This is a genomic window from Shewanella denitrificans OS217 (assembly GCF_000013765.1).
GTDB lineage: Bacteria > Pseudomonadota > Gammaproteobacteria > Enterobacterales > Shewanellaceae > Shewanella > Shewanella denitrificans.
The window spans coordinates 3822991-3844914 of the sequence record NC_007954.1 but is presented as its reverse complement, the minus strand read 5'-3'; the positions used below and the strand labels follow the sequence as shown (position 1 = coordinate 3844914).

At 45.6% G+C, this 21924-nt stretch carries 20 protein-coding genes; all 20 read left to right on the top strand.

The window, feature by feature from the left end:
- Window positions 1-16: 16 nt before the first annotated feature.
- The 20 genes from SDEN_RS16680 to astD all read left to right on the top strand — a co-directional run bounded on the left by SDEN_RS16680 (window position 17) and on the right by astD (window position 21884).
- Window positions 17-472, top strand: coding sequence for a hypothetical protein (locus SDEN_RS16680; protein ID WP_011497631.1), 456 nt, complete (start codon window positions 17-19; stop codon window positions 470-472).
- 144 nt (window positions 473-616) lie between these two features.
- Window positions 617-1075 (top strand): tRNA (adenosine(37)-N6)-threonylcarbamoyltransferase complex ATPase subunit type 1 TsaE, encoded by a 459-nt coding sequence (gene tsaE, locus SDEN_RS16675; RefSeq protein WP_041405868.1) that lies wholly within the window; start codon window positions 617-619, stop codon window positions 1073-1075.
- Between the two features lie 2 nt (window positions 1076-1077).
- Window positions 1078-2445, top strand: a complete 1368-nt coding sequence (locus SDEN_RS16670; RefSeq protein WP_011497629.1) for an N-acetylmuramoyl-L-alanine amidase — start codon at window positions 1078-1080, stop codon at window positions 2443-2445.
- Window positions 2446-2451: 6 nt separating this feature from the next.
- A complete protein-coding gene (gene mutL / locus SDEN_RS16665; RefSeq protein ID WP_011497628.1) occupies window positions 2452-4449 on the top strand; it encodes a DNA mismatch repair endonuclease MutL in 1998 nt (665 codons plus the stop codon).
- A gap of 28 nt (window positions 4450-4477) precedes the next feature.
- The gene (gene miaA, locus SDEN_RS16660) at window positions 4478-5368 is read left to right on the top strand and encodes a tRNA (adenosine(37)-N6)-dimethylallyltransferase MiaA (protein ID WP_049763103.1); all 891 of its coding nucleotides are present in this window, start codon (window positions 4478-4480) and stop codon (window positions 5366-5368) included.
- 83 nt (window positions 5369-5451) lie between these two features.
- The gene (hfq, locus tag SDEN_RS16655) at window positions 5452-5721 is read left to right on the top strand and encodes an RNA chaperone Hfq (protein WP_011497626.1); all 270 of its coding nucleotides are present in this window, start codon (window positions 5452-5454) and stop codon (window positions 5719-5721) included.
- 23 nt (window positions 5722-5744) lie between these two features.
- Complete coding sequence (gene hflX, locus SDEN_RS16650; RefSeq protein ID WP_011497625.1) at window positions 5745-7052, top strand: ribosome rescue GTPase HflX; 1308 nt, start codon at window positions 5745-5747, stop codon at window positions 7050-7052.
- Window positions 7053-7084: 32 nt separating this feature from the next.
- Complete coding sequence (gene hflK / locus SDEN_RS16645; protein WP_011497624.1) at window positions 7085-8245, top strand: FtsH protease activity modulator HflK; 1161 nt, start codon at window positions 7085-7087, stop codon at window positions 8243-8245.
- A gap of 3 nt (window positions 8246-8248) precedes the next feature.
- A complete protein-coding gene (gene hflC / locus SDEN_RS16640) occupies window positions 8249-9145 on the top strand; it encodes a protease modulator HflC (protein ID WP_011497623.1) in 897 nt (298 codons plus the stop codon).
- Window positions 9146-9596: 451 nt separating this feature from the next.
- The gene (petA, locus tag SDEN_RS16635; protein WP_011497622.1) at window positions 9597-10187 is read left to right on the top strand and encodes a ubiquinol-cytochrome c reductase iron-sulfur subunit; all 591 of its coding nucleotides are present in this window, start codon (window positions 9597-9599) and stop codon (window positions 10185-10187) included.
- A complete protein-coding gene (locus tag SDEN_RS16630) occupies window positions 10187-11401 on the top strand; it encodes a cytochrome b (protein WP_011497621.1) in 1215 nt (404 codons plus the stop codon). Before petA ends, SDEN_RS16630 begins: the two co-directional genes overlap by 1 nt.
- On the top strand, window positions 11401-12096 hold the full coding sequence (locus SDEN_RS16625) for a cytochrome c1 (RefSeq protein WP_011497620.1): 696 nt from the start codon (window positions 11401-11403) through the stop codon (window positions 12094-12096). Before SDEN_RS16630 ends, SDEN_RS16625 begins: the two co-directional genes overlap by 1 nt.
- A 94-nt stretch (window positions 12097-12190) precedes the next feature.
- Complete coding sequence (gene sspA / locus SDEN_RS16620) at window positions 12191-12820, top strand: stringent starvation protein SspA (protein WP_011497619.1); 630 nt, start codon at window positions 12191-12193, stop codon at window positions 12818-12820.
- Window positions 12820-13278, top strand: coding sequence for a ClpXP protease specificity-enhancing factor (locus SDEN_RS16615; RefSeq protein ID WP_011497618.1), 459 nt, complete (start codon window positions 12820-12822; stop codon window positions 13276-13278). The genes sspA and SDEN_RS16615 overlap by 1 nt, the downstream gene beginning before the upstream one ends.
- 93 nt (window positions 13279-13371) lie before the next feature.
- Complete coding sequence (locus SDEN_RS16610; RefSeq protein ID WP_011497617.1) at window positions 13372-13944, top strand: anthranilate synthase component II; 573 nt, start codon at window positions 13372-13374, stop codon at window positions 13942-13944.
- 17 nt (window positions 13945-13961) lie between these two features.
- Entirely contained in the window at window positions 13962-16448 is a 2487-nt protein-coding gene (locus SDEN_RS16605; RefSeq protein ID WP_011497616.1) for a S9 family peptidase, read from the top strand.
- Window positions 16449-16595: 147 nt separating this feature from the next.
- Complete coding sequence (locus SDEN_RS16600; protein ID WP_011497615.1) at window positions 16596-17738, top strand: HDOD domain-containing protein; 1143 nt, start codon at window positions 16596-16598, stop codon at window positions 17736-17738.
- 335 nt (window positions 17739-18073) lie between these two features.
- Entirely contained in the window at window positions 18074-19291 is a 1218-nt protein-coding gene (locus tag SDEN_RS16595) for an aspartate aminotransferase family protein (RefSeq protein ID WP_011497614.1), read from the top strand.
- A gap of 103 nt (window positions 19292-19394) precedes the next feature.
- Window positions 19395-20414, top strand: a complete 1020-nt coding sequence (astA, locus tag SDEN_RS16590; RefSeq protein WP_011497613.1) for an arginine N-succinyltransferase — start codon at window positions 19395-19397, stop codon at window positions 20412-20414.
- Window positions 20415-20423: 9 nt separating this feature from the next.
- Window positions 20424-21884, top strand: a complete 1461-nt coding sequence (astD, locus tag SDEN_RS16585) for a succinylglutamate-semialdehyde dehydrogenase (protein ID WP_011497612.1) — start codon at window positions 20424-20426, stop codon at window positions 21882-21884.
- The last annotated feature ends 40 nt before the right edge of the window (window positions 21885-21924 follow it).

The following is a 21924-nucleotide window of genomic DNA, read 5'->3' as shown; positions in this document are numbered from 1 at the left end:
ATTTGAGGAGTTCAGCATGCGTATTCAACAGCTAAGAGATTTACTGGCGTTGGTAGCGGCCAGCAGATTGGAAATGAAGGCTCTCTATCGTAGGCTTAGTCAGCATCTTGATGGGACTAGGGGCAAGATGATGTTGAATTATTTACAGCAACAACAGCAGCAAGTTCATGATGCGTTAATGCGTTACATAGCAGCAGCACCCAGCCATATCTTGGATACCTGGTACGATGGCATAGTGTTTGAAGATTTTACTCAACGCTGTCAAACACAACATTTAGCCGCCAATGCCAATGATGAAGATATCCTCGAAATACACTTAGACCTAGAAGATCGTTTGATTAAGTTACTCGAGCAGGGGGTCAATATGGCGGCAACAGAGGAAATCCGCGGGGCATTAATGAATTTAGTGGAAGTTGAGCGCAAGCAACAAAAGCAATTGGTGCACAATGTTAACCGACTTGAAGATCTATAAAGTATAAGTTTATTGGCATCTTTGGGTCTTTGAATGGTTTGAAGAAGCTATCGGGTAAATATCCGCGTGTAGCTGTGGGTTTTAGGCGTAGGTTTCTGGTATATTTAGCCACTTTAGTTTTTAGTGGTAATGAGCCTAAGCAAAATGACTGTGCTGATAAAAGATCTACCGGATGAACAAGCTAGCGTAGCTATGGGGCGAGCGATTGCTGCAGGACTCCAGCCGCCATTTACCTTATACTTGACCGGTGAGCTTGGGGCAGGAAAAACCACCTTGAGCCGCGGTATTATCCAAGCCTTAGGCCATAATGGCGCAGTTAAAAGTCCCACTTACACCCTTGTTGAGCCTTATGAATTACCCGGCATTGAGGTGTTTCACTTCGATTTATACCGGGTGGCTGATCCAGAAGAGCTCGAGTTCATGGGGATCCGCGATTACTTCAATAATAACAGTTTATGTTTAGTGGAATGGCCGGACAGAGGTTTTGGTATGTTGCCAGAAGCTGACTTGCACTTAGATTTAAGTTATAAAGGCTTACAAAGACAAATAAAAATAGAAGCCAAATCTGCGGCAGGGCAGAGAATATTGGATAATTTAAAATAATAATGAATCATAGCATTATCTTCACCCAAGTCTTATTCAGCATATTATTGAGCGTGGCCAGTGTAGCGGCTTGGGCCAGTAATAAGCTCGACAGCGTGCGTATATGGGCAGCCCCTGAGTCTACTCGAGTTGTTTTTGACTTGACTCAAGCCCCTAGGTACGCAGACTTTACCCTGAGTAGCCCCCATAGGTTAGTGGTGGATTTAGAGGATACTCACCTTGGGGTTAATTTAGCGAAAGTTGCCAATAACAGTAAGTTAATCAAGAGTATTCGTTATAGCACCCCCCCAAAAAAAGGCACCTTGCGTTTAGTGCTTGATTTACACAAACCTGTAAAAGCTAATTTGTTTTCACTGCCACCCACGGCGCCCTATGGCAATCGTTTGGTGGTGGACTTAGATGACTCAGCATCCGCGCAGTCTGCAAGCTCGAGTTCAAGCAGTTCAACCCCAAGTAATTTTGCTGCATCTAGCCAAGGCTTAAGAGATTTAGTTATTGCCATTGATGCGGGGCACGGCGGTGAAGACCCCGGCTCCATTGGGCCTTCTGGTACCCATGAAAAACGCGTGGTACTGGAAATTGCCAACCGTTTAGCGGCCAAAATTAATCAAACACCAGGCATGCGCGCCGTTATGACGCGTCGAGGCGATTATTTTGTTAACTTGAATAAGCGCTCCGAGCTTGCCCGTAATAGTAAAGCCGACTTGCTTATTTCAATTCATGCCGATGCATTTACCTCCCCTAAGCCCCAAGGTGCTTCGGTGTGGATATTGTCAATGCGCCGCGCCAACAGTGAAATTGGTCGTTGGCTCGAGCAAAAAGAAAAACACTCAGAGCTGCTGGGCGGCGCCGGTGAAATTATTCAAAATACCGATAGCGAACAGTATTTGGCGATGACCTTGCTGGACATGTCGATGAATAGCTCCATGGCCATTAGTCATGCAATCGCTGGCGATATCATAAAAGACTTAAACTCAGTGACTAAGCTGCATAAGCATAAACCTGAGGCGGCAAGTTTTGCCGTGCTTAAATCTCCGGATATTCCGTCTATTTTGGTAGAAACAGGCTTTATCTCTAATCCCTATGAAGAGCGACAGCTTAAAAGTGGGGTATATCAGGATAAACTAGCCAGAGCGATACATTCAGGCGTGCTGAGGTATTTTTCCACTAATGCCCCAAGTGATACCGTTCTTGCCAAAAGGGGCGTAAGTACCAGTACGAGTAGCCAAAAACACAAGGTTGCCCGTGGGGAGTCGCTCTCTGTGATTGCTCAGCGCTATCAAGTGTCTGTCACCCGACTTAAGCAGGCGAATAATCTTAGGTCCGATGTGGTGCACGTTGGCCAAGATCTTGTGATCCCAAGGGCTTAGTCGATTATGCCAATTCATATCCTACCGCCTCAACTTGCCAACCAAATCGCCGCTGGCGAAGTGGTGGAAAGACCCGCGTCTGTGGTGAAAGAGTTGGTGGAAAATAGCTTGGATGCCGGTGCCACTCGGGTCGATATCGACATAGACAAGGGCGGCAGCAAACTTATCCGCATCCGAGATAACGGCTCAGGCATACCTAAAGATGAGTTGGCCTTAGCGCTATCGCGTCACGCGACCTCGAAAGTGCACAGCCTAGATGATTTAGAAGCCATTTTAAGCTTTGGTTTTCGTGGAGAAGCCTTGGCCAGTATTAGTTCTGTGGCACGCCTGACCTTAACCTCTAAAACGGCTGAACAAACTGAAGCATGGCAAGCCCATGCCGAAGGCTCGCAAATGGATGTGAGCCTGATGCCCGCGGCCCATCCACAGGGCAGCACTATAGAAGTGGTGGATTTGTTTTTTAACACTCCGGCCAGAAGGCGTTTCCTAAAGAGTGATAAAACTGAGTTTACTCATATCGATGAATGGCTCAAGCGTATCGCCATAGTGCGTACGGATATCCACTTTAGTTTGACTCACAATGGTAAGCTAGTGCGTCAATATCGGGCGGCGAATACCGACATTCAAATGCAGCAAAGGTTGTCGCAAATTTGTGGCCGCGCCTTTGCTGAGCAAGCCATTACCTTGGCCTGTGAACATGATGGCCTATCCCTTGAAGGTTACATTCAGTCACCCCATGACAATAGCGTGACCGACACCAACTACTTTTATGTTAATGGCCGCCTAGTGAGGGATAAACTGGTCAATCATGCAGTGCGCCAAGCGTTTGCCGAGCATCAGTGGCATCAACAGCCTTCATATGTGCTCAAACTCACCTTAGACCCGCATCAAGTCGATGTGAATGTGCATCCGGCTAAGCATGAAGTGCGCTTTCATCAAAGCCGTTATGTGCATGACTTTATTCTGCAGGCGCTGCAATCGGCTTTAGCTCAGTTTCCCGCTAAAGGCAGTCAGGCTGAATATGACTTTGAACAAGATAATGGGTCTTTGGAGGCCACGGCCGCTTCGAATCCAGATAATGGATTAAGCCCGAGTCGTGGTCATGCAGAAGAGGGCGATTTTTCGAATTCAGTCGCTTATGCTGCGAATGCAGCTTCAGTGCACCGAGGATCTACAAGCTCTGAACGTAAGGCCAGCGCCGGGGTCAGTCAATTTGGCCGTATTCCCTCATCTCAAGGTGATTATCAGCCTCAAGATAATAGTCGTTATACACCTAAGCGTTATTCAACAAACGCCGCTTCAACTAATACGGCTTCAAATTACAGTCATTCAACGTCTGCACCAGTGTCTCGTCAGGCACTTGAGGGTTATGCTCAGTTATTAGCGACACCAGAGATAGTGTCTTCTTCAAACCAGTATGTGGCGGATAAAAATCAAGAATTCAAAGACGTCAATGAGTCTGGTTCGACCCCAAAGGTTGCCGCTATGCCTGCGGTGCTTGCTGGGCAATATTGGGTAATCACTCAAGGAGAGTGTTTACGCTTATTACCGCTACAGGCGGTGCGTTTGTGGCTAAGGCAAAAAGAAATCAGTCACAAGCTACCAACAGGACTTGTGAGCCAACCATTACTTATGCCGGTTGCGGTAAAAGCCGATAAACATTGGGGCGAAATCTTGCTTGAAAGAGAGTCTTTACTCAGACAATTGGGTTTAGAGCTGACAATTCGCTACCAGCAGTTGATTATTAAGAAAGTGCCCCCATATTTGAGAGAGAGCCAGTTAGCTGTGTTGATCCCCGAGTTATTGCAATGGGTAGAACACCAAGTGCCGGCAATACCAGCATTAAGTGCCTGGCTTGCAAAACACGGGCAGAAGCATGAACAAAGCTTAACAGACACCTGGGAAGGTTTTTGTTTATTATCAGAGCCTGAGCAGCAAGTGCTGCTAGAAAAGGCAAAAGTATTGCCTTGGCAAGCATGGTTAGAAGAGAGTCAGAGTGAATAAGGTATCACAAGGGAAAATTTTGTTTTTAATGGGGCCAACGGCTTCAGGAAAAACGGCTTTGGCCATTGAAATGGCGCAAAAGCACAATTGTGAGATTATTTCTGTCGACTCGGCATTGATATACAAGCAGATGGACATAGGCACAGCGAAACCCAATGCTGCCGAGCTTGCGCTGGCGCCACATAAATTGATCGACATTTTAGACCCAAGCGAGAGCTATTCTGCAGCGGATTTTAGGCGGGATGCTTTAATCGAGATTGAAGCGATTATCAAAAGAGGCAAGACGCCACTTTTGGTGGGCGGCACCATGATGTATTTCAAAGCCTTGCTGGAAGGTTTATCCCCCCTGCCAAGCGCCGATGAAACCATACGCCAACAAATACAAACCCGTGCCGATATTGAAGGCTGGGAAGCTCTGCACCAAAGTCTGTGTGAGATAGACCCGGTCGCAGGAGCAAGGATACACCCGAACGATCCCCAGCGGTTATCGCGGGCGTTAGAAGTTTATTACATTAGTGGCAAGACAATGACTGAGTTAACTCAGACTAAATCAGCCGCTTTACCCTATGAAGTCGTGCAGTTTGCGATAGCACCACTTGATAGGAAAGTACTACATGAATTAATTGCGAAACGCTTTACAATCATGCTCGAGCAAGGCTTTGTCGAGGAAGTTAACAGCTTGATGGCACGAGGAGATTTGCATTTAGACTTACCTTCTATGCGCTGTGTGGGGTATCGTCAGTGTTGGCAATACCTTGAAGGTGAGTTTGACTATGACACTATGGTTGAAAAAGCGACCGCTGCTACTAGGCAATTGGCTAAACGTCAATTAACATGGTTGCGTGGTTGGCCTGATGTGCATTGGCTAGAAAGTGGTGCAGAAAGTAATTTAGTTACACTTCAAAGGCAAAGGGGCTAGCTAATTGGCCCCTGCTGTATAATACTAAAACTAAACAATAAAACAGAATTCTGATTCTTTATAAAATAAAAAAGGAACATCCAATGGCTAAGGGGCAATCTTTACAAGACCCATTTTTGAACGCTTTGCGTCGTGAACGTGTACCAGTATCAATTTACTTGGTCAACGGGATCAAACTACAAGGTCAGGTTGAGTCTTTCGATCAATTTGTGATCTTATTGAAAAACACAGTAAGCCAGATGGTTTACAAACACGCCATTTCTACCGTGGTGCCGGCACGTGCATTGCACATAACGCCGACCCAAAGTAGCCAGCCTGGCTATGTTCAGCATGACGATGCGCCTGCTGAATAAATTTCATAGAAGGAATACACTTTTTGTTTGATCGTTACGAGGCCGGAGAAACCGCAGTTCTGGTCCATATCGATTTTTCCGACGATGAACGTCGCGAAGATCTTGTGGAACTGCAGCTGTTAGTTGAATCTGCTGGTGCTCGCTCCGTGGGAGTGATTACTGGTAGCCGCCGCGCACCTGACCGTAAGTTTTTTGTCGGTACAGGTAAAGCGGAAGAACTGGCGGCCATGGTTGCCGCTACTGAAGCTAAAGTGGTGATTTTTAATCATGCATTAAGCCCAGCCCAAGAGCGTAATCTCGAGCGGGTGTGCCATTGCAGGGTATTAGACCGTACCACATTAATTTTAGATATTTTTGCGCAAAGAGCCCGTACTCACGAAGGCAAGTTACAAGTGGAGCTAGCGCAATTGCGCCACATGTCGACGCGCCTTATTCGTGGTTGGACTCACCTTGAGCGTCAAAAAGGCGGTATTGGCATGCGGGGGCCAGGCGAAACTCAGCTGGAAACCGACAGACGTCTACTTCGTGGGCGAATAAAGAATATTAATCGCCGCCTCGATAAAGTTGACAAGCAGCGTGAGCAAAGCCGCAGATCCCGTAAGCGCAGCGACTTAGCCACTGTGTCCTTGGTGGGTTACACCAACGCGGGCAAGTCGACCTTATTTAACGGGTTAACCAGTTCAGATGTGTATGCGGCAGACCAATTGTTTGCCACCTTAGATCCAACACTACGCAAGCTAGACTTGCCCGATGGCGCCGTGATTTTAGCCGATACCGTGGGCTTCATTCGTCATTTGCCCCACGATCTTGTTGCTGCCTTTAAGGCCACGCTGCAGGAGACGCGTCAGGCCGAGTTATTGCTGCATATCGTCGATTGTGCCGATGACAATATGCAAGACAATTTCGACCAAGTTCAGGATGTGCTTAAAGAAATCGATGCTGATGAAATACCACAACTTGTGGTGTGCAACAAAATCGATTTGTTGGAAGATTTTGCACCGCGTATCGATTACGCAGAAGATGGTACCCCAGAGCGAGTGTGGCTCTCGGCTCAAAAAGGCCAAGGTTTCGATTTACTGCTGCAAGCTATCACTGAGTTAGTCGGTAATATCGTGCTTGAGTTGACCTTGAAAGTGCCTGCTACTGGTGGTCATTATATTGGCCAAATGTACAAGCTCGATGTCATTGAGCATAAAGATTACGACGATTTAGGTAATTGTATTGTGAAGATACGTTTACTGGATGCCGATTGGCGCCGCATGATTAAGCAGAGCCAAGGCGAATTAGAGACGTTTGTTTTTGAAGCATCAGAAACTGACGTTATTTTGTAATATCATTATTTCATCCACTTATGGAGTGCTAAATGGCTTGGAATGAGCCCGGTAACAAGGGTAAAGACCCTTGGGGAAATAAAAGTAACAACGATAAAGGACCACCGGATTTAGACGAGGTGTTTCGTAACTTATCGAAGCGATTTGGCGGCGGTGGCAAAGGTGATGGTGGCTCAGGCGCCTCATTTAGCACCGCAGGCTTTGTCATTTTTGCGGTTATCGCTTTGGTTGTTTGGGCCGCATCAGGTCTTTATACCATTAAGGAAGCTGAGCGCGGCGTGATGTTGCGTTTCGGGCAGTTCCAAGAAGAAGTGGGCCCTGGTCTACATTGGAAAGCCACCTTCATCGATAAAGTGTACCCTGTCGATGTTGAGACTGTGCGTTCCGTCCCTGCTTCTGGCAGCATGTTAACCTCAGATGAAAACGTCGTTAAAGTCGAATTAGATATTCAATACCGTGTGCTAAATGCGTATGAGTACTTATTCAGCGCGGTCGATGCCAATGAGAGCTTACGTGAAGCCACCGACAGTGCCCTACGTTACGTTGTGGGCCACAATCGCATGGATGACATCTTGACCACTGGTCGTGATGCTATTCGCCGCGATACTTGGAAGGAACTTGAACTTATTCTTGAACCTTACAAGTTAGGCTTAGTGATTGTCGACGTCAACTTCTTACCGGCGCGTCCACCAGAAGAAGTGAAAGATGCGTTCGATGATGCGATTTCAGCTCAAGAAGATGAACAGCGTTTCATTCGTGAAGCCGAAGCTTATGCCCGTGAAATAGAACCTAAGGCTCGTGGTGAAGTGCAGCGTATGTTTCAGCAGGCAAGCGCGTATAAACAGCGTGAAGTGTTAGAGGCCCGAGGTAAAGTGGCTCGCTTTGAGAAACTGCTCCCTGAATACAAGGCTGCACCTGAAGTGACTCGTAATCGTTTATACATAGATGCGATGCAGTCAGTATTCGCTGATACGAATAAGGTACTCATAGACACTAAAAATAGTGGCAACATGATGTATCTACCTTTAGATAAGATGATGAATCAAGGATCAAAAACTCGGCCTAATAGCGCTAAAGTTGACACCCATGTAAATTCTTTATCTAGTGGTGTTAACAGTTCAAACTCTAGTAATAGCATGAGCTTAGACGGGCGTATGCCTCGCGAAGCTCGTACTCGCCAAGGGAGGGAGTAATCCATGGGTAGATTTGGATTAGTGATATTAGTCGCTGTTTTAGGTTTAAGCTTATCGTCTGTTTTTGTGGTAAGCGAAGGCGAACGCGCTATTGTTTCTCGCTTTGGTAAAGTGCTTAAAGATGACGTTGATGGCAAGGAAGTCACCCGTGTGGTGTCTCCAGGCTTACATTTTAAAATTCCAGCGATAGACAAAATTCGTCATTTAGATGCGCGAATTCAGACCTTAGATGGCGCCGCTGACCGCTTCGTGACATCAGAGAAAAAAGATTTAATGGTCGACTCTTATGTGAAATGGCGTATCCGTGATTTTGAAAAATATTACCTGTCGACTAACGGCGGTATTAAAGCCAATGCAGAAAGCTTGCTGCAGCGCAAAATCAACAACGACTTACGCACTGAGTTTGGTCGCCGTACCATTAAGGAAATTGTTTCTGGCAAGCGTGATGAGCTACAGACTGATGCCTTAGAGAATGCCTCTGAAAGTGCGAAAGACTTAGGCATTGAAGTGGTTGATGTGCGTGTTAAGCAAATTAACTTACCGGCTAACGTCAGCAACAGTATTTATCAGCGTATGCGCGCCGAGCGTCAAGCCGTGGCAAAAGAGCATAGAGCGCAAGGTAAAGAGCAGTCTGAAATCATTCGCGCCACTATAGACGCTAATGTGACAGTAAAAATTGCTGAAGCTGAGCGTAAAGCGCTGACTGTTCGTGGTGAAGGTGATGCATTAGCGGCTAAGATTTATGCCGATGCTTACAGTAAGGATGCTGAGTTTTACAGCTTCTTACGTAGTTTAGAGGCTTACAAAGAAAGCTTTGCTGGCAACAATGACATCATGGTGCTCGAGCCTGATAGTGATTTCTTTAAATACATGAAATCAGTGACTGGCAAAGGCAACTAAGTTTGCCGTGTTAGCCGCTTAAGCTATTTTAAGCTTAAATCAAAAGCCCGACTCGTCGGGCTTTTTTGTATCTGCTTGCTAAGCTGAATAAAGTTTATTCATAAGTAAATAAATTTAATCCAAACAAGGTTTTTTTGTGACTAAGTCATCAAGTTAGTAAAAAAGTTATTTAGCAGGCTGTCTTTTGACTTAATGCCTTTAAATTCAATGTGTTGATTTTTGTTTTTGATGGTATTTAATGATTGTAATGGCGATTTTGAGCTGTTGGCATATCTTAAATCGCACATTATTAGCAATATCCTTAACTTACTTGTGTGTTTTCTCTATGATCTGCTTCTAGTTTTTAGCTATAATGAGCACCGCCTCAAACTAAGATTTTAGCTTTTAGTGATCCTAAAGCCGCTAAAATATTGAACTATAAAAATTCCAACACCCTCTGGGAGATAAGTGGATGAGCAATGCGCCAGTCGATACCGGACGTCGCAGATTCCTGACAGCCGCAACCGCCGTAGTAGGTGGTGCTGGTGCCGTCGCTGTAGCGGTTCCTTTCATCAAGTCATGGAATCCGAGTGCCAAAGCGAAAGCTGCAGGTGCACCGGTCGAAGTAAATATCAGTAAAGTAGAGCCAGGTCAGCTAATTCGCGTCGAATGGCGTGGCAAACCTGTATGGATTGTCCGTCGTACTGAAGAAGTGCTAAATCAATTGCCTTCTTTGAATGACCAATTACGTGATCCTAACTCTGAAGAATTACAGCAGCCTGCTTATGCAAGCAATGCTGTGCGTTCAATTAAGCCTGAGTATTTCATTGCCGTTGGCATTTGTACTCACCTAGGTTGTTCACCGACTTATTTGCCAGATACCTTTGGCGAACAAGTACAAGGGATCACCTCTGGCTTCTTCTGCCCATGTCATGGTTCAAAATTTGATATGGCTGGACGCGTGTTCTCAGGTGTTCCGGCACCGTTGAACTTAGTGATCCCCCCGCATCAGTACATCAGTGATGGCTTAGTCATCATAGGTGTAGACCAAGGAGCGGCATAATGATTAAAGGTTTAATTGATTGGATTGACGAACGTATTCCAATGACGGCGACGTATAATCGCCACGTTGGTCAATATGCGACGCCAACTAACTTCAACTTCTGGTACTTCTTTGGCTCACTAGCCATGTTAGTACTGGTAAACCAGCTACTCACAGGTATCTGGTTAACCATGAACTATATCCCTTCTGCAGAGGGTGCTTTTGCTTCTGTTGAATACATAATGCGTGATGTTGAATACGGCTGGTTGCTGCGTTATATGCACTCCACCGGTGCTTCAGCATTCTTCGTGGTGATTTATTTGCATATGTTCCGTGGTTTAATCTACGGTTCATATCAGAAACCACGTGAGCTGTTATGGCTATTTGGTATGTTGATTTTCCTCGTGTTAATGGCAGAAGCCTTTATGGGCTACTTGCTACCATGGGGCCAAATGTCCTATTGGGGCGCGCAGGTTATCATCTCCTTGTTTGGTGCTATCCCTATTATTGGTGATGACCTAACACTGTGGATCCGTGGTGACTATGTTATTTCAGGCGCTACCTTAAACCGTTTCTTTGCCTTGCACGTTATCGCACTGCCATTGGTATTAGTAGTACTGGTGTTCTTGCACTTGGTGGCATTGCACGAAGTGGGTTCAAATAACCCAGACGGTATCGAGATTAAGAAGAATAAGGACGAAAATGGCTGGCCTTTAGATGCAGTACCATTCCACCCTTATTACACAGTTAAAGACATCATGGGTGTAGCTGGTTTCTTGATTTTCTTCTGTTATGTGTTGTTCTTCATTCCAGAAGGCGGTGGTTATTTCTTGGAAGGCCCTAACTTTGAAGCGGCTAACCCGATGAAGACTCCTGAACACATAGCGCCAGTTTGGTACTTCACACCTTTCTACGCCATTTTACGTGCTATCCCTGATAAATTATTAGGTGTGGTGGCAATGGGCTTGTCGATTGCAGTGTTATTCGTATTGCCTTGGCTCGATCGTTGTAAAGTGAAATCGGTTCGTTACCGTAGCCTGACTCACAAGTTGAACATAGGTCAATTTGCCGTGTCATTCATTGTGCTAGGTTATTTAGGTGCCGTACCTGCAACACCTGAGCTAACTATCGCTGCACGTGTGTTCACTGTGACTTATTTTGCCTTCTTCCTATTGTTATGGATTTACAGTAAGAATGAACAAACTAAGCAAGTTCCAGCGAGGTTGACACATTAATGAAAAAACTACTTATTGCTTTAGTGACTCTGTTACCAAGCTTAGCTATGGCTGCTGGCGGCAACGTTCACTTAGAAGATGCCAATGTCGACTTACACGACACTGAATCATTGCAACGCGGTTTAGGACTGTTCCAGAACTATTGTTCTGGTTGTCACAGCACTCAGTATCAAAGATATGAGCGCGTGGCCACAGACTTGAACATTCCTGCTGATGAAATGCGCAAAAACTATATGTTTACCGATGCTAAAATTGGTGAACTAATGGAAAATGCCATTCCTACAGCGGATGCTGCCAACTGGTTTGGCGCAGCACCACCGGATTTGACTTTGGTTGCTCGCGTTCGTGGTGAAGACTGGGTTTACTCATACCTTAAGGGCTTCTATAAAGATGAGAGCCGTCCTTTTGGAGTGAATAATACAGTATTCCCTTTGGTGGGTATGCCGCACGTGCTTGAAGACTTGCAAGGCTTAGCCGTTAAGCAAGAAGACGGCACCTTTGTAGTTTCAGGTGGCAAGTTAACCGCTGAAGAATACGATCAAGCAGTACGTGATATCACGGGTTTCTTGGTTTATTCGGCTGAGCCTGTGAAGCTTGAACGCAAGGCTATGGGTGTGTGGGTGCTTGGATTCCTGTTTATTTTCTTCATCATTGCTTACTTGTTGAAGAAAGAATACTGGAAAGATGTGCACTAGCCATCAATAACGGGTAAAATACATTATCCGCATACTGTAAACGGGGGGCTTAGCCCCTCGTTTGTTTTGTTTTTTACGACTCTGGAGGGTATCAATGGCTGTTGCTGCCAACAAACGCTCTATCATGACACTGTTTTCCGGTGCCGATGATTTATATAGTCATCAAGTACGTATCGTACTGGCTGAAAAAGGAGTCACTGTCGATGTATTGCAGGTTGACCCTAGCGAAAACCCTGAAGATTTACTGGAAGTAAATCCATACAACTCTGTGCCTACCTTGGTAGACCGCGAATTAGTTTTGTATGAGTCGCGTATCATAATGGAATATTTAGATGAGCGTTTTCCTCATCCGCCATTGATGCCTGTATATCCAGTTTCTCGTGGTCAAAGCCGCTTAATGATGCACCGCATCGATTCTGACTGGTACACTTTGGTCGAACGCATTCGCAAGGGTGAAAAGGCCGAAGCTGCACGTAAAGAATTGACTGAAAGCTTAGTGGCTTTAGGGCCGGTTTTTGCTGAAATGCCGTATTTCATGAGCGAAGAATTCGGTTTAACCGATTGCTATCTTGGCCCATTATTGTGGCGTTTGCCTGTATTGGGTATCAACTTAGATAGCCGCACCTCTAAAGATATCAATGCTTATATGACGCGAATTTTTGAACGCGAGTCATTTAAAGCATCGTTAACAGAGGCTGAGCGCGAAATGCGCATGGGCATGTAATGACTGCTATTACTGCTAATCGTCCATATTTGTTGCGTGCTTATTATGAGTGGTTGATGGACAACCACTTAACGCCGCATGTGGTTGTGGATGCCTTTGTAAAAGGGACTCAAGTACCTCAGCAATTTGTGAAGGACGGTCAAATCGTTCTGAACATAGCCGAAGGTGCCGTGGCTAATTTACACATAGGTAATGATTTTGTTGAATTTAATGCTCGCTTTGGCGGGGTGCCACAACAAGTGGTTGTCCCATTAGCGGCCATAGTGGCTATCTACGCCCGTGAAAATGGCGCTGGCACAGTGTTCGACATGGAGGATGCTTACATGATTGAAAGTGACTTAGATCAACTTTCTTCAGTGGCACCAGCCTTGTCCGGTGTAAAAGATACCAAATCAGATGAAGCAAAAAAGACTTCTGAAACAACCAAGCGTCCAAGCCATTTGACTTTAGTTAAATAAGTTAAGGTTTCGCAAAATAAAAACCAGTCAATTGACTGGTTTTTTTATATCATAAGCCTTAATCACTTTAGGCTGCTTGATGTCGGAGCGTCAATGCTGTTAATGATAGATAACTATGATTCTTTTACCTTCAACTTGGTGCAGTATTTCCAGCAGCTGGGACAAGAAATCCTAGTGAAGCGCAATGATGAAATCAGCATTGAAGACATAAGTGACTTGAAGCCCACACATCTGGTTATTTCCCCAGGGCCTTGCAGTCCTGATGAAGCTGGCGTTTCACTGGAGGCTATTGAGTATTTCGCGGGCAAGTTACCTATTTTAGGTGTGTGTCTTGGGCATCAAGCCATAGCACAAGTCTTCGGTGCTAAGGTTATCCGCGCCAAGCGGGTGATGCATGGCAAGACAAGTATGATAACCCATCAAGGCAAAGGCTTGTTCGAGGCCTTGAGTCTGCCGCTACAAGTCACCCGTTATCATTCATTAATCGTCGATGACTTGCCCGAGGGTTTTGTGCTCGATGCTTGGTATGATGACCCGGTACATGGGCGAGAAATTATGGCCATGAGCCATGCAAAACTTAAACTCTATGGGGTGCAATTTCATCCCGAATCAATTTTAACCCTACAAGGCCACGAGTTGCTGGCTAATTTTTTAAAGCAAAACTAATAAAAAAGGGATGCTCCATGAAGCGTTTTATCAGAAATGTCACTTTAAGCACGCTGTCTATTGCTATGGTCAGCAGCTGTAGCCTCACTGCAACACCAGAGCAGTCCCAAGTCATAGATAGTGTAAACACCCCCATTCTTGTGCCACTTGCTAGCCCACCGCAGGTGTCCACTCAGCTTACATTAAATCAAATCATGGCCAATCCTGATTGGATGGGAATTGCAGCCCAAGGTGCCTATTGGAGTGATGATAGCCAATCTGTGTATTTTAACCGCCAAGGCAGTGAAGCGGCCATAGGGCAGCTTTATCAGCAGGCCTTGAATAGCAACAAAGCCAATGAGATCCCGTTAGCTAAGCTCCATTTAGCCGATCAAAAAGGTGGCGAACTTAATCACACTAAAGATAAAAAAGCCTATTTATATCAAGGTAATGTTTTTGTAAAAGATGTACGTTCTAGTGAAATTAAGCAATTAACCCGCCAAAACGACGCCATCAATGGAGTGCGTTGGTTAACTAATGGCGATCTCGCCTATTGGCAAGGGGATAATGTTTACCGCCTGCATCAAGATACAGGCTTGATAGAGCAAATTGCCGCCATAGTCATGAGTGATGCCCCAAAAGCTGTCAATGAGCCTACAAGTTATATTGCTAAGCAGCAGCACAGATTAATCCAATATGTCGCTAAAGAGCACAACAAGGCTAAAGACAGGCAAGCCAATCGTAAGAGTCTAAGGGAGCAAGACCCTAGCTTTGCCAACAAGATATGGTATCTAGGTGGAGCGGAAGTGGTATCGGAGCTGAGTCTGTCGCCAAGTGGCCGCTACCTCTTGCTATCCTTAGTGGATAAAGATTACGACTGGCGTAGCGAGCATGACATCATGCCTAACTATTTAGGTAAAGAGGGTTATGTTGATGCAGTACCTGCAAGGGCGCGAGTGGCTGAAGATAATCCCCCAGGTGAGCGTTTGGTGTTGTTAGATTTAGAGACACACACGAAAAAAGATATCACCATAGAGGGGCTTATCGGGTTCGATGAAGACGTACTGGCCAGCGTAAAAACTGAGAACGCTAAAGCCAAAGGCGAGCGCTATAAGAGTGAGAAACAGCTTCGTAAAGTCCAGCTAATGCAAGACTGGGGCTGGGGCCAAAGCGCTATTCAATGGAATGATGCTGGCACAGATTTATTGGTGCTGCTCGAGTCAGTGGATAATAAAGATCGCTGGCTGGCTCGCGTCGACCTGAATAAAGGCAAACTTGTCACTGAGCACAGGCTGCATGATGACGCTTGGGTAAACTATGACTATAACCAATTCGGTTGGCTACCAAGGGGGGATAAATTTTATTATCTATCTGAAGAGTCGGGTTATTCTCAGCTTTATGTCAAAGCTAGCACTGACAAGGCAATGGCATTAACTCAAGGTCGATTCGTGGTCAATGATGTACAGTTATCGGCGGATGGTAAGTATCTGTATTATCGTGCCAATAAGGTTCATCCTGGGATATATAATGTGTATCGGGTGGACGTAGCCACAGGCAAGAGTGAGCAACTCACAGATTGGCAAGGCGATTTACAGTACAGTTTAAGCCCTGATAATCAATCTTTATTGCTAACGGCTTCAAGTTTGACTAAGCCTAATGAATTGTACATTCAGCCAATAGGGGGTGAGCTGTTAGCCCTTACTGATTATACCAGTGCAGCATTTAAAGAATATCCTTGGCAGGCGCCGCAAATTATTGCCGTGCCTTCCCATCATGGTGCTGGTGTAGTGCATGCAAGAGTCTATTTACCCGAAGGCTTTGATGCGACCCAAGCCAATAAATACCCAGCAGTCATCTTTAACCATGGTGCAGGATACCTGCAAAATGCCCATTATGGTTTTTCCGGCTATTTCCGCGAATTTATGTTCCACAATCTATTGGCCCAGCAAGGTTATGTGGTGATGGACATGGATTATCGCGGCTCCAAAGGGTATGGCAGAGATTGGCGTACCGCCATCTATCGCAACATGGGCCATCCTGAAGTAGAAGATTTAAAAGACGGTGTGAGCTGGATGGTAAGTAATGCCAATGTTGATGTTAATAAGGTTGGCACTTATGGCGGGTCTTACGGCGGCTTCTTAACTTTCATGGCATTATTTAACGAGCCTGAGTTATTTCAAGCAGGCGCCGCACTTAGGCCGGTGACGGATTGGGCGCACTATAATGCGGGCTACACTTCCAACATTCTCAATACCCCTGATGATGACCCCATTGCTTATGAACGCAGTTCACCCATTGAGCACGCACAAGGACTACAAAAGCCGCTACTCATCATGAGTGGCGTATTAGATGATAATGTCTTTTTTCAAGACAGTGTACGTCTAGTGCAGCGTTTAATTGAGCTTGAAAAGCCTATGTTTGAAACGGCAATTTATCCCGTTGAGCCTCATGGTTTTAAGCAGCCTTCAAGCTGGTTAGATGAATATCGCCGCATCTATAAACTGTTTGAGCAGGAACTTAAATAGTACAACTGCTAAAGTGAGTGCAAAAAATAGCCAATGGATTGGTAGGTAACAGAAAAGGCTTCTAAAAAGGAGCCTTTTCTGTCTTTATTGCATAGACTTATCAGCATTGTCGGTTAAATACATTAGCACGCTAAGGGGCGAATATAAGTGGCGATATCCGTTGCAGGAGGCGTTAAGCCGGGCAAAATTATCGAGGTAGAATATAGACTCTATCTGCAACTGCTCGTCGGTAAAAAGGCCGCAGTTAAGATGGAGGATGAACTCGATACTTTGCTTGATGATGCCGCCAATAAGCTTGAGATTGAACGTGCTGCAATCAAGCTGAGGCTGGATAAACAGCTTAAGGCCAAAGCCTTGTACCAAGCTATCTCAGAGCAACTGTCCCATGCCGTCAGTAAAGATATTGAGCATCAGTTAAGTTGGCCCGAAAAAGTATCAGGCCTTTCGGGGATCAGTCAAACGCAACTGTTATTGCTGGACTTGCTCGCGGCAAAAGAAGTCAACCTTGCCCGTTTGCGTCCACTTATCGATGACTCAAGTTGGTTAGTGAGTGAGCTTACGGCGATGATCAACAGCCCGTCATCTCGTCATAGAAGAACCAACCGCGGCAATATACAAGTGAGCGATCTTAAACTCATACTCAATTATGTTGGCGTCGAAAATCTTCGCTTATTAGTGCCTTATTTTTGCTTACGTCACTGGCTACCTTCGGGCAATGCCAATGTGCTGTGGGCTGCACGTAAATTGTGGCGTTACAGCATTATCAGCGCCATCGCTGCGAAAGCATTAGGGCAATTGCACTCAAAGAATGTCAGCTTGGTTTATACCTGCGCCTTATTGAATCAACTCGGTAGTGCAGTGGTGTTAAATTGCGGCGCACGCATGTTTGAAAAGCATTGGCGAACCTGGCTGCAAGAGGCCAGTCACAGTCGCGATAAAGAAGTTTATGATGCTATTTTGGCCACTGAGTTTCCGGCCAATGAGATTTTTAACCAGGTGATGCACCATGGGCAAAAATACAGCTGGCAATTGCTGAGTTTACAATCTTTTGATGATAGTCCGATAACGCAGGTATTAAAGGAATTGGATGTTGAATATCACTTTAGTGAACTATCGCCAGAAGCGGCCATAGTGGCCAAAGCCAGTTGCTATGCTAAGGTGTATTTATTAGAAGAGCTTAAGTTGATTGAACATCAGGAAAAACGAGTAATGTTTGATTATTATGAGTTTTCTCAAGATGAGCTTGCTTGCCTGAAAGGCCTTAACTTCCGCAAGTTGGATTTATTTTAAGTCAAAGCCTTGAGACGGTTTTTTATTCTAGCTGTTATGGCTATTTATTCACTTTTACGACCTTAAGACCCAAAAAAGACTGAAATATCTTTTTTATGACTATTTATGTCATTAAACCTGCCAAATAATGGGTTTAAAGTGCATATTATTCAATTTATATGCAGAATATTAGCGTCAACTGAATAGTGACGCTGTGATTAACTGGTATTTTGATCACATTTTGCTAATAATAACCCAATGCAATACAAGAATCCGCTCAATTACTAACACTAATAATGATCAAATGCGGAATATGCAGCTTAATCACTGCCGAAAACAATAAAGGATGAAATCCAATGAGCGTTGAAATGAAACTAAATCGTGCCCAGTTTGATGAAGTAATGGTGCCTAACTATGCACCCTCTACCGTGATCCCTGTACGTGGTGAAGGTAGCCGAGTGTGGGACCAAGAAGGCACTGAATTTGTCGATTTTGCCGGCGGTATTGCGGTTAACTGCTTAGGTCATTGTCATCCAGCCCTAGTTGGTGCACTCAAAACTCAAGGCGAAAAGCTGTGGCATTTGTCTAATGTAATGACTAACGAGCCCGCACTTGAATTAGCAACCAAACTAGTCAATGCAACATTTGCCGAGCGCGTCTATTTTGCTAACTCAGGTGCAGAAGCCAACGAAGCGGCACTTAAACTTGCCCGCCGTTATGCCCTAGAAAATCATGGCGCTGACAAAGATCAAATTATCGCCTTCGATAAAGCCTTCCACGGCCGTACTTTCTTCACTGTGACTGTCGGTGGTCAAGCGGCTTACTCTGATGGGTTTGGTCCTAAGCCTCAAAGCATTACCCATGTGCCGTTCAATGATATTAAGGCCTTAGAAGCTGTAATATCAGACAAGACCTGCGCCATTATGTTGGAACCATTACAAGGCGAAGGCGGCATTATCAATGGCGACCCAGAGTTTTTAAAAGCGGTTCGCGCCTTGGCTGATAAACACGATGCCTTAGTGATTTTTGATGAAGTACAAACGGGTGTCGGTCGTACTGGCGATTTATTCGCTTATATGGCAACTGATATAGTGCCAGATATTTTAACTAGCGCTAAAGCCTTAGGCGGCGGTTTCCCAATCGCGGCTATGTTAACTACGGCTAAAGTTGCTGCTCATCTAAAAGTCGGCACTCATGGTTCTACTTATGGTGGCAACCCTTTGGCCTGTGCTATCGGTAATGCTGTGTTAGATGTAGTGAATACTAAGGAAGTGTTAGCCGGTGTTAAACACCGTGAGCAGCTTTTCCGTGACGGACTTGCGACAATCAATGCTAAATATCAAGTATTTTCTGAAGTGCGCGGCAAAGGCTTATTGCTTGGCGCCGTGTTAAACGACACTTACAAAGGCCGCAGCCGTGACTTTCTAATGGCCAGTGTCGCTGAAGGGCTAATGAGTTTAGTGGCGGGTGCTGATGTGGTTCGATTCACTCCTTCGTTAGTGATCCCAGAGGCTGATATTGCCGAAGGTTTAGCTCGTTTTGAGCGCGCGGTTGCAAGAGTAGTCGCTGGCTAATGAAAAAGAGAGTGTGGCTTAGGCTGCACTTTTTTTTGTATGCTTAACAAATAAAAGGGGCCCTTGAGTCCCTTTGTTTGTGGGTGACATGAAGGAGAAATTGATGTTAGTCATACGTCCAATTTGTGCCCAAGATTATGATGCACTCTACCAAGTGGCCATAGATTCTGGGCATGGGTTTACCTCATTGCCAGTTAATGAAGAGCTATTAAAATCGAAAATAGCCCGTGCTGAGGCATCATTCAATAAGCACATAGATAAGCCTTTCGATGAAGGCTATCTGATGGTGCTAGAAGACACTAAAACCGGTCAGGTTGTCGGTACTTGTGGCATAGAAGCGGCAGTGGGCATGGAAGATGCTTTCTACCATTATCGTTTAGGTACTGAGGTGTATCATTCGCAGCAGATTTCGGTGCGCAATGAAATTGAAACCTTAACCTTATGCCACGATTACACTGGCGCCGCCGAGCTGTGTACCTTGTTTTTAAATAAAGACTATCGCAAAGACAATAACGGCCGCATGTTGTCACGGTCGCGTTTCCTGTTTTTAGCTCAACATGCTGAGCGCTTTGGCGAAACTGTCATTGCAGAAATGCGTGGTGTCAGTGATGAGAATGGCGACTCGCCATTTTATGAGTGGTTACAGAAACACTTTCTAGGCATAGATTTTGTTGAAGCCGATTATTTATCTGGCCTTGGCAAAAAAACCTTTATGGCGCAGATGATGCCAAGAAGCCCAGTGTATGTCAGCTTGTTGCCTAAAAAAGCTCAGAAAGTCATAGGGGAAGTACACAAGAGTACTCGTCCAGCGCTGAGATTATTACAGGCCGAAGGCTTTAAATTTCGCAACTATGTGGATATTTTCGATGCCGGCCCGACTGTGGAATGTGCCCTGCGGGACATTCGTGCTGTGAAACGTAGCCGTTTAGTGACAGTTGAAATTGGCACCATGCCTAAATCTGATGATCACTTTATTATCGCTAACACCTTATTGGCAGATTACCGAGCCTCTCAAGCGAAATTGTCACTCAAAGACGGTCAAGACAGTGTGGTGATAAGCCAAAAGATCGCCACAATGATGAAGCTAAATGAAGGCGACCAACTTCGCGTTCTAGCAATGTAAGGAATTAACATGACTCAATATATTAATGGTCAGTGGTTTGCTGGCCTTGGCCACCAGGTCAGCTCAATTAACCCTGCGACAGGGCAAAGCATTTGGAATGGCGTAACGGCGACTGCCGATCAAGTGAATCAAGCGGTAGACGCTGCAAGAGCGGCTCAATTTGATTGGTTTATGCTGGGGTTTGAAGCCCGTTTATCCATAGTCGAAGCCTATCGCAGTGAGCTTGAGGCCAATAAGGCACAATTAGCCGAAGTGATAGCCCAAGAAACCGGTAAGCCTCAGTGGGAAACCGCCACCGAAGTCGGCGCCATGATAGGCAAGATAGCCTTATCTGCAGCAGCACACGATAAGCGCACTGGCACAGAAACTAATGAGTTAGCGGCAGGCCGTGCTGTACTGCGTCACAAACCTCATGGTGTGGTGGCAGTATTTGGCCCTTATAACTTCCCAGGTCACTTACCTAATGGGCATATAGTGCCAGCCTTGCTTGCGGGGAATACCGTGGTATTTAAGCCGTCTGAGCTTACGCCAAAAGTGGCCGAAGAAATGCTTAAGTTGTGGGACAAAGCGGGTCTGCCTAAGGGCGTGATTAACTTAGTTCAAGGTGAAGTTGAAACCGGCAAGGCATTAGCGTCACACCCACAGATCGATGGCTTATTCTTTACTGGTAGCTCACGCACAGGTCATATTCTGCATCAGCAGTACGCCGGTCACCCAGGTAAAATTTTAGCACTAGAGATGGGCGGTAATAACCCGCTTATTGTTAAGGGTGTCAGTGACACCAAAGCTGCTGTGCATGACATCATACAGTCGGCTTATATTTCATCGGGTCAACGCTGTACCTGCGCTCGTCGCCTTTACATTGAACAAGGCGCGGCGGGAGATGAGTTAATTGCCCAGTTAATTACTGCGGTTAACAATATTCAAGTGGGAGCGTGGAACAGCCAGCCACAACCCTTTATGGGCTCTATGATCTCTGAAACTGCGGCTCGCGGCATGGTTGCGGCGCAAGCGACTCTGCAAGCATTGGGCGGCGTGTCCTTGGTTGAGCTTGCTCAAGTTGAAGCGGGTACAGGCCTTGTGTCTCCTGGGCTTATCGATGTGACTCAAATCGCTGAGCTTCCGGATGAAGAATACTTCGGACCACTACTTCAATTAGTGCGTTACACAGATTTTGATGAGGCTATTCGCCTTGCTAATGCCACGCGTTACGGTCTATCAGCAGGCCTGTTGGCCGACAACCGTGATGATTACGATTACTTCTTAGCCCGTATTCGTGCCGGTATTGTTAACTGGAATAAGCAGATCACTGGCGCATCAGGCGCAGCGCCTTTCGGCGGTGTTGGTGCATCTGGTAATCACAGAGCCAGCGCCTTCTATGCCGCTGATTATTGTGCTTATCCTGTTGCTTCAATGGAAGCTGACAGTGTCAGCATGCCAGCCAGCTTGAGCCCAGGGTTAAGTATTTAACCGCCTGCTAGACACAATAAAAATGGCAATGAGCTCGTGT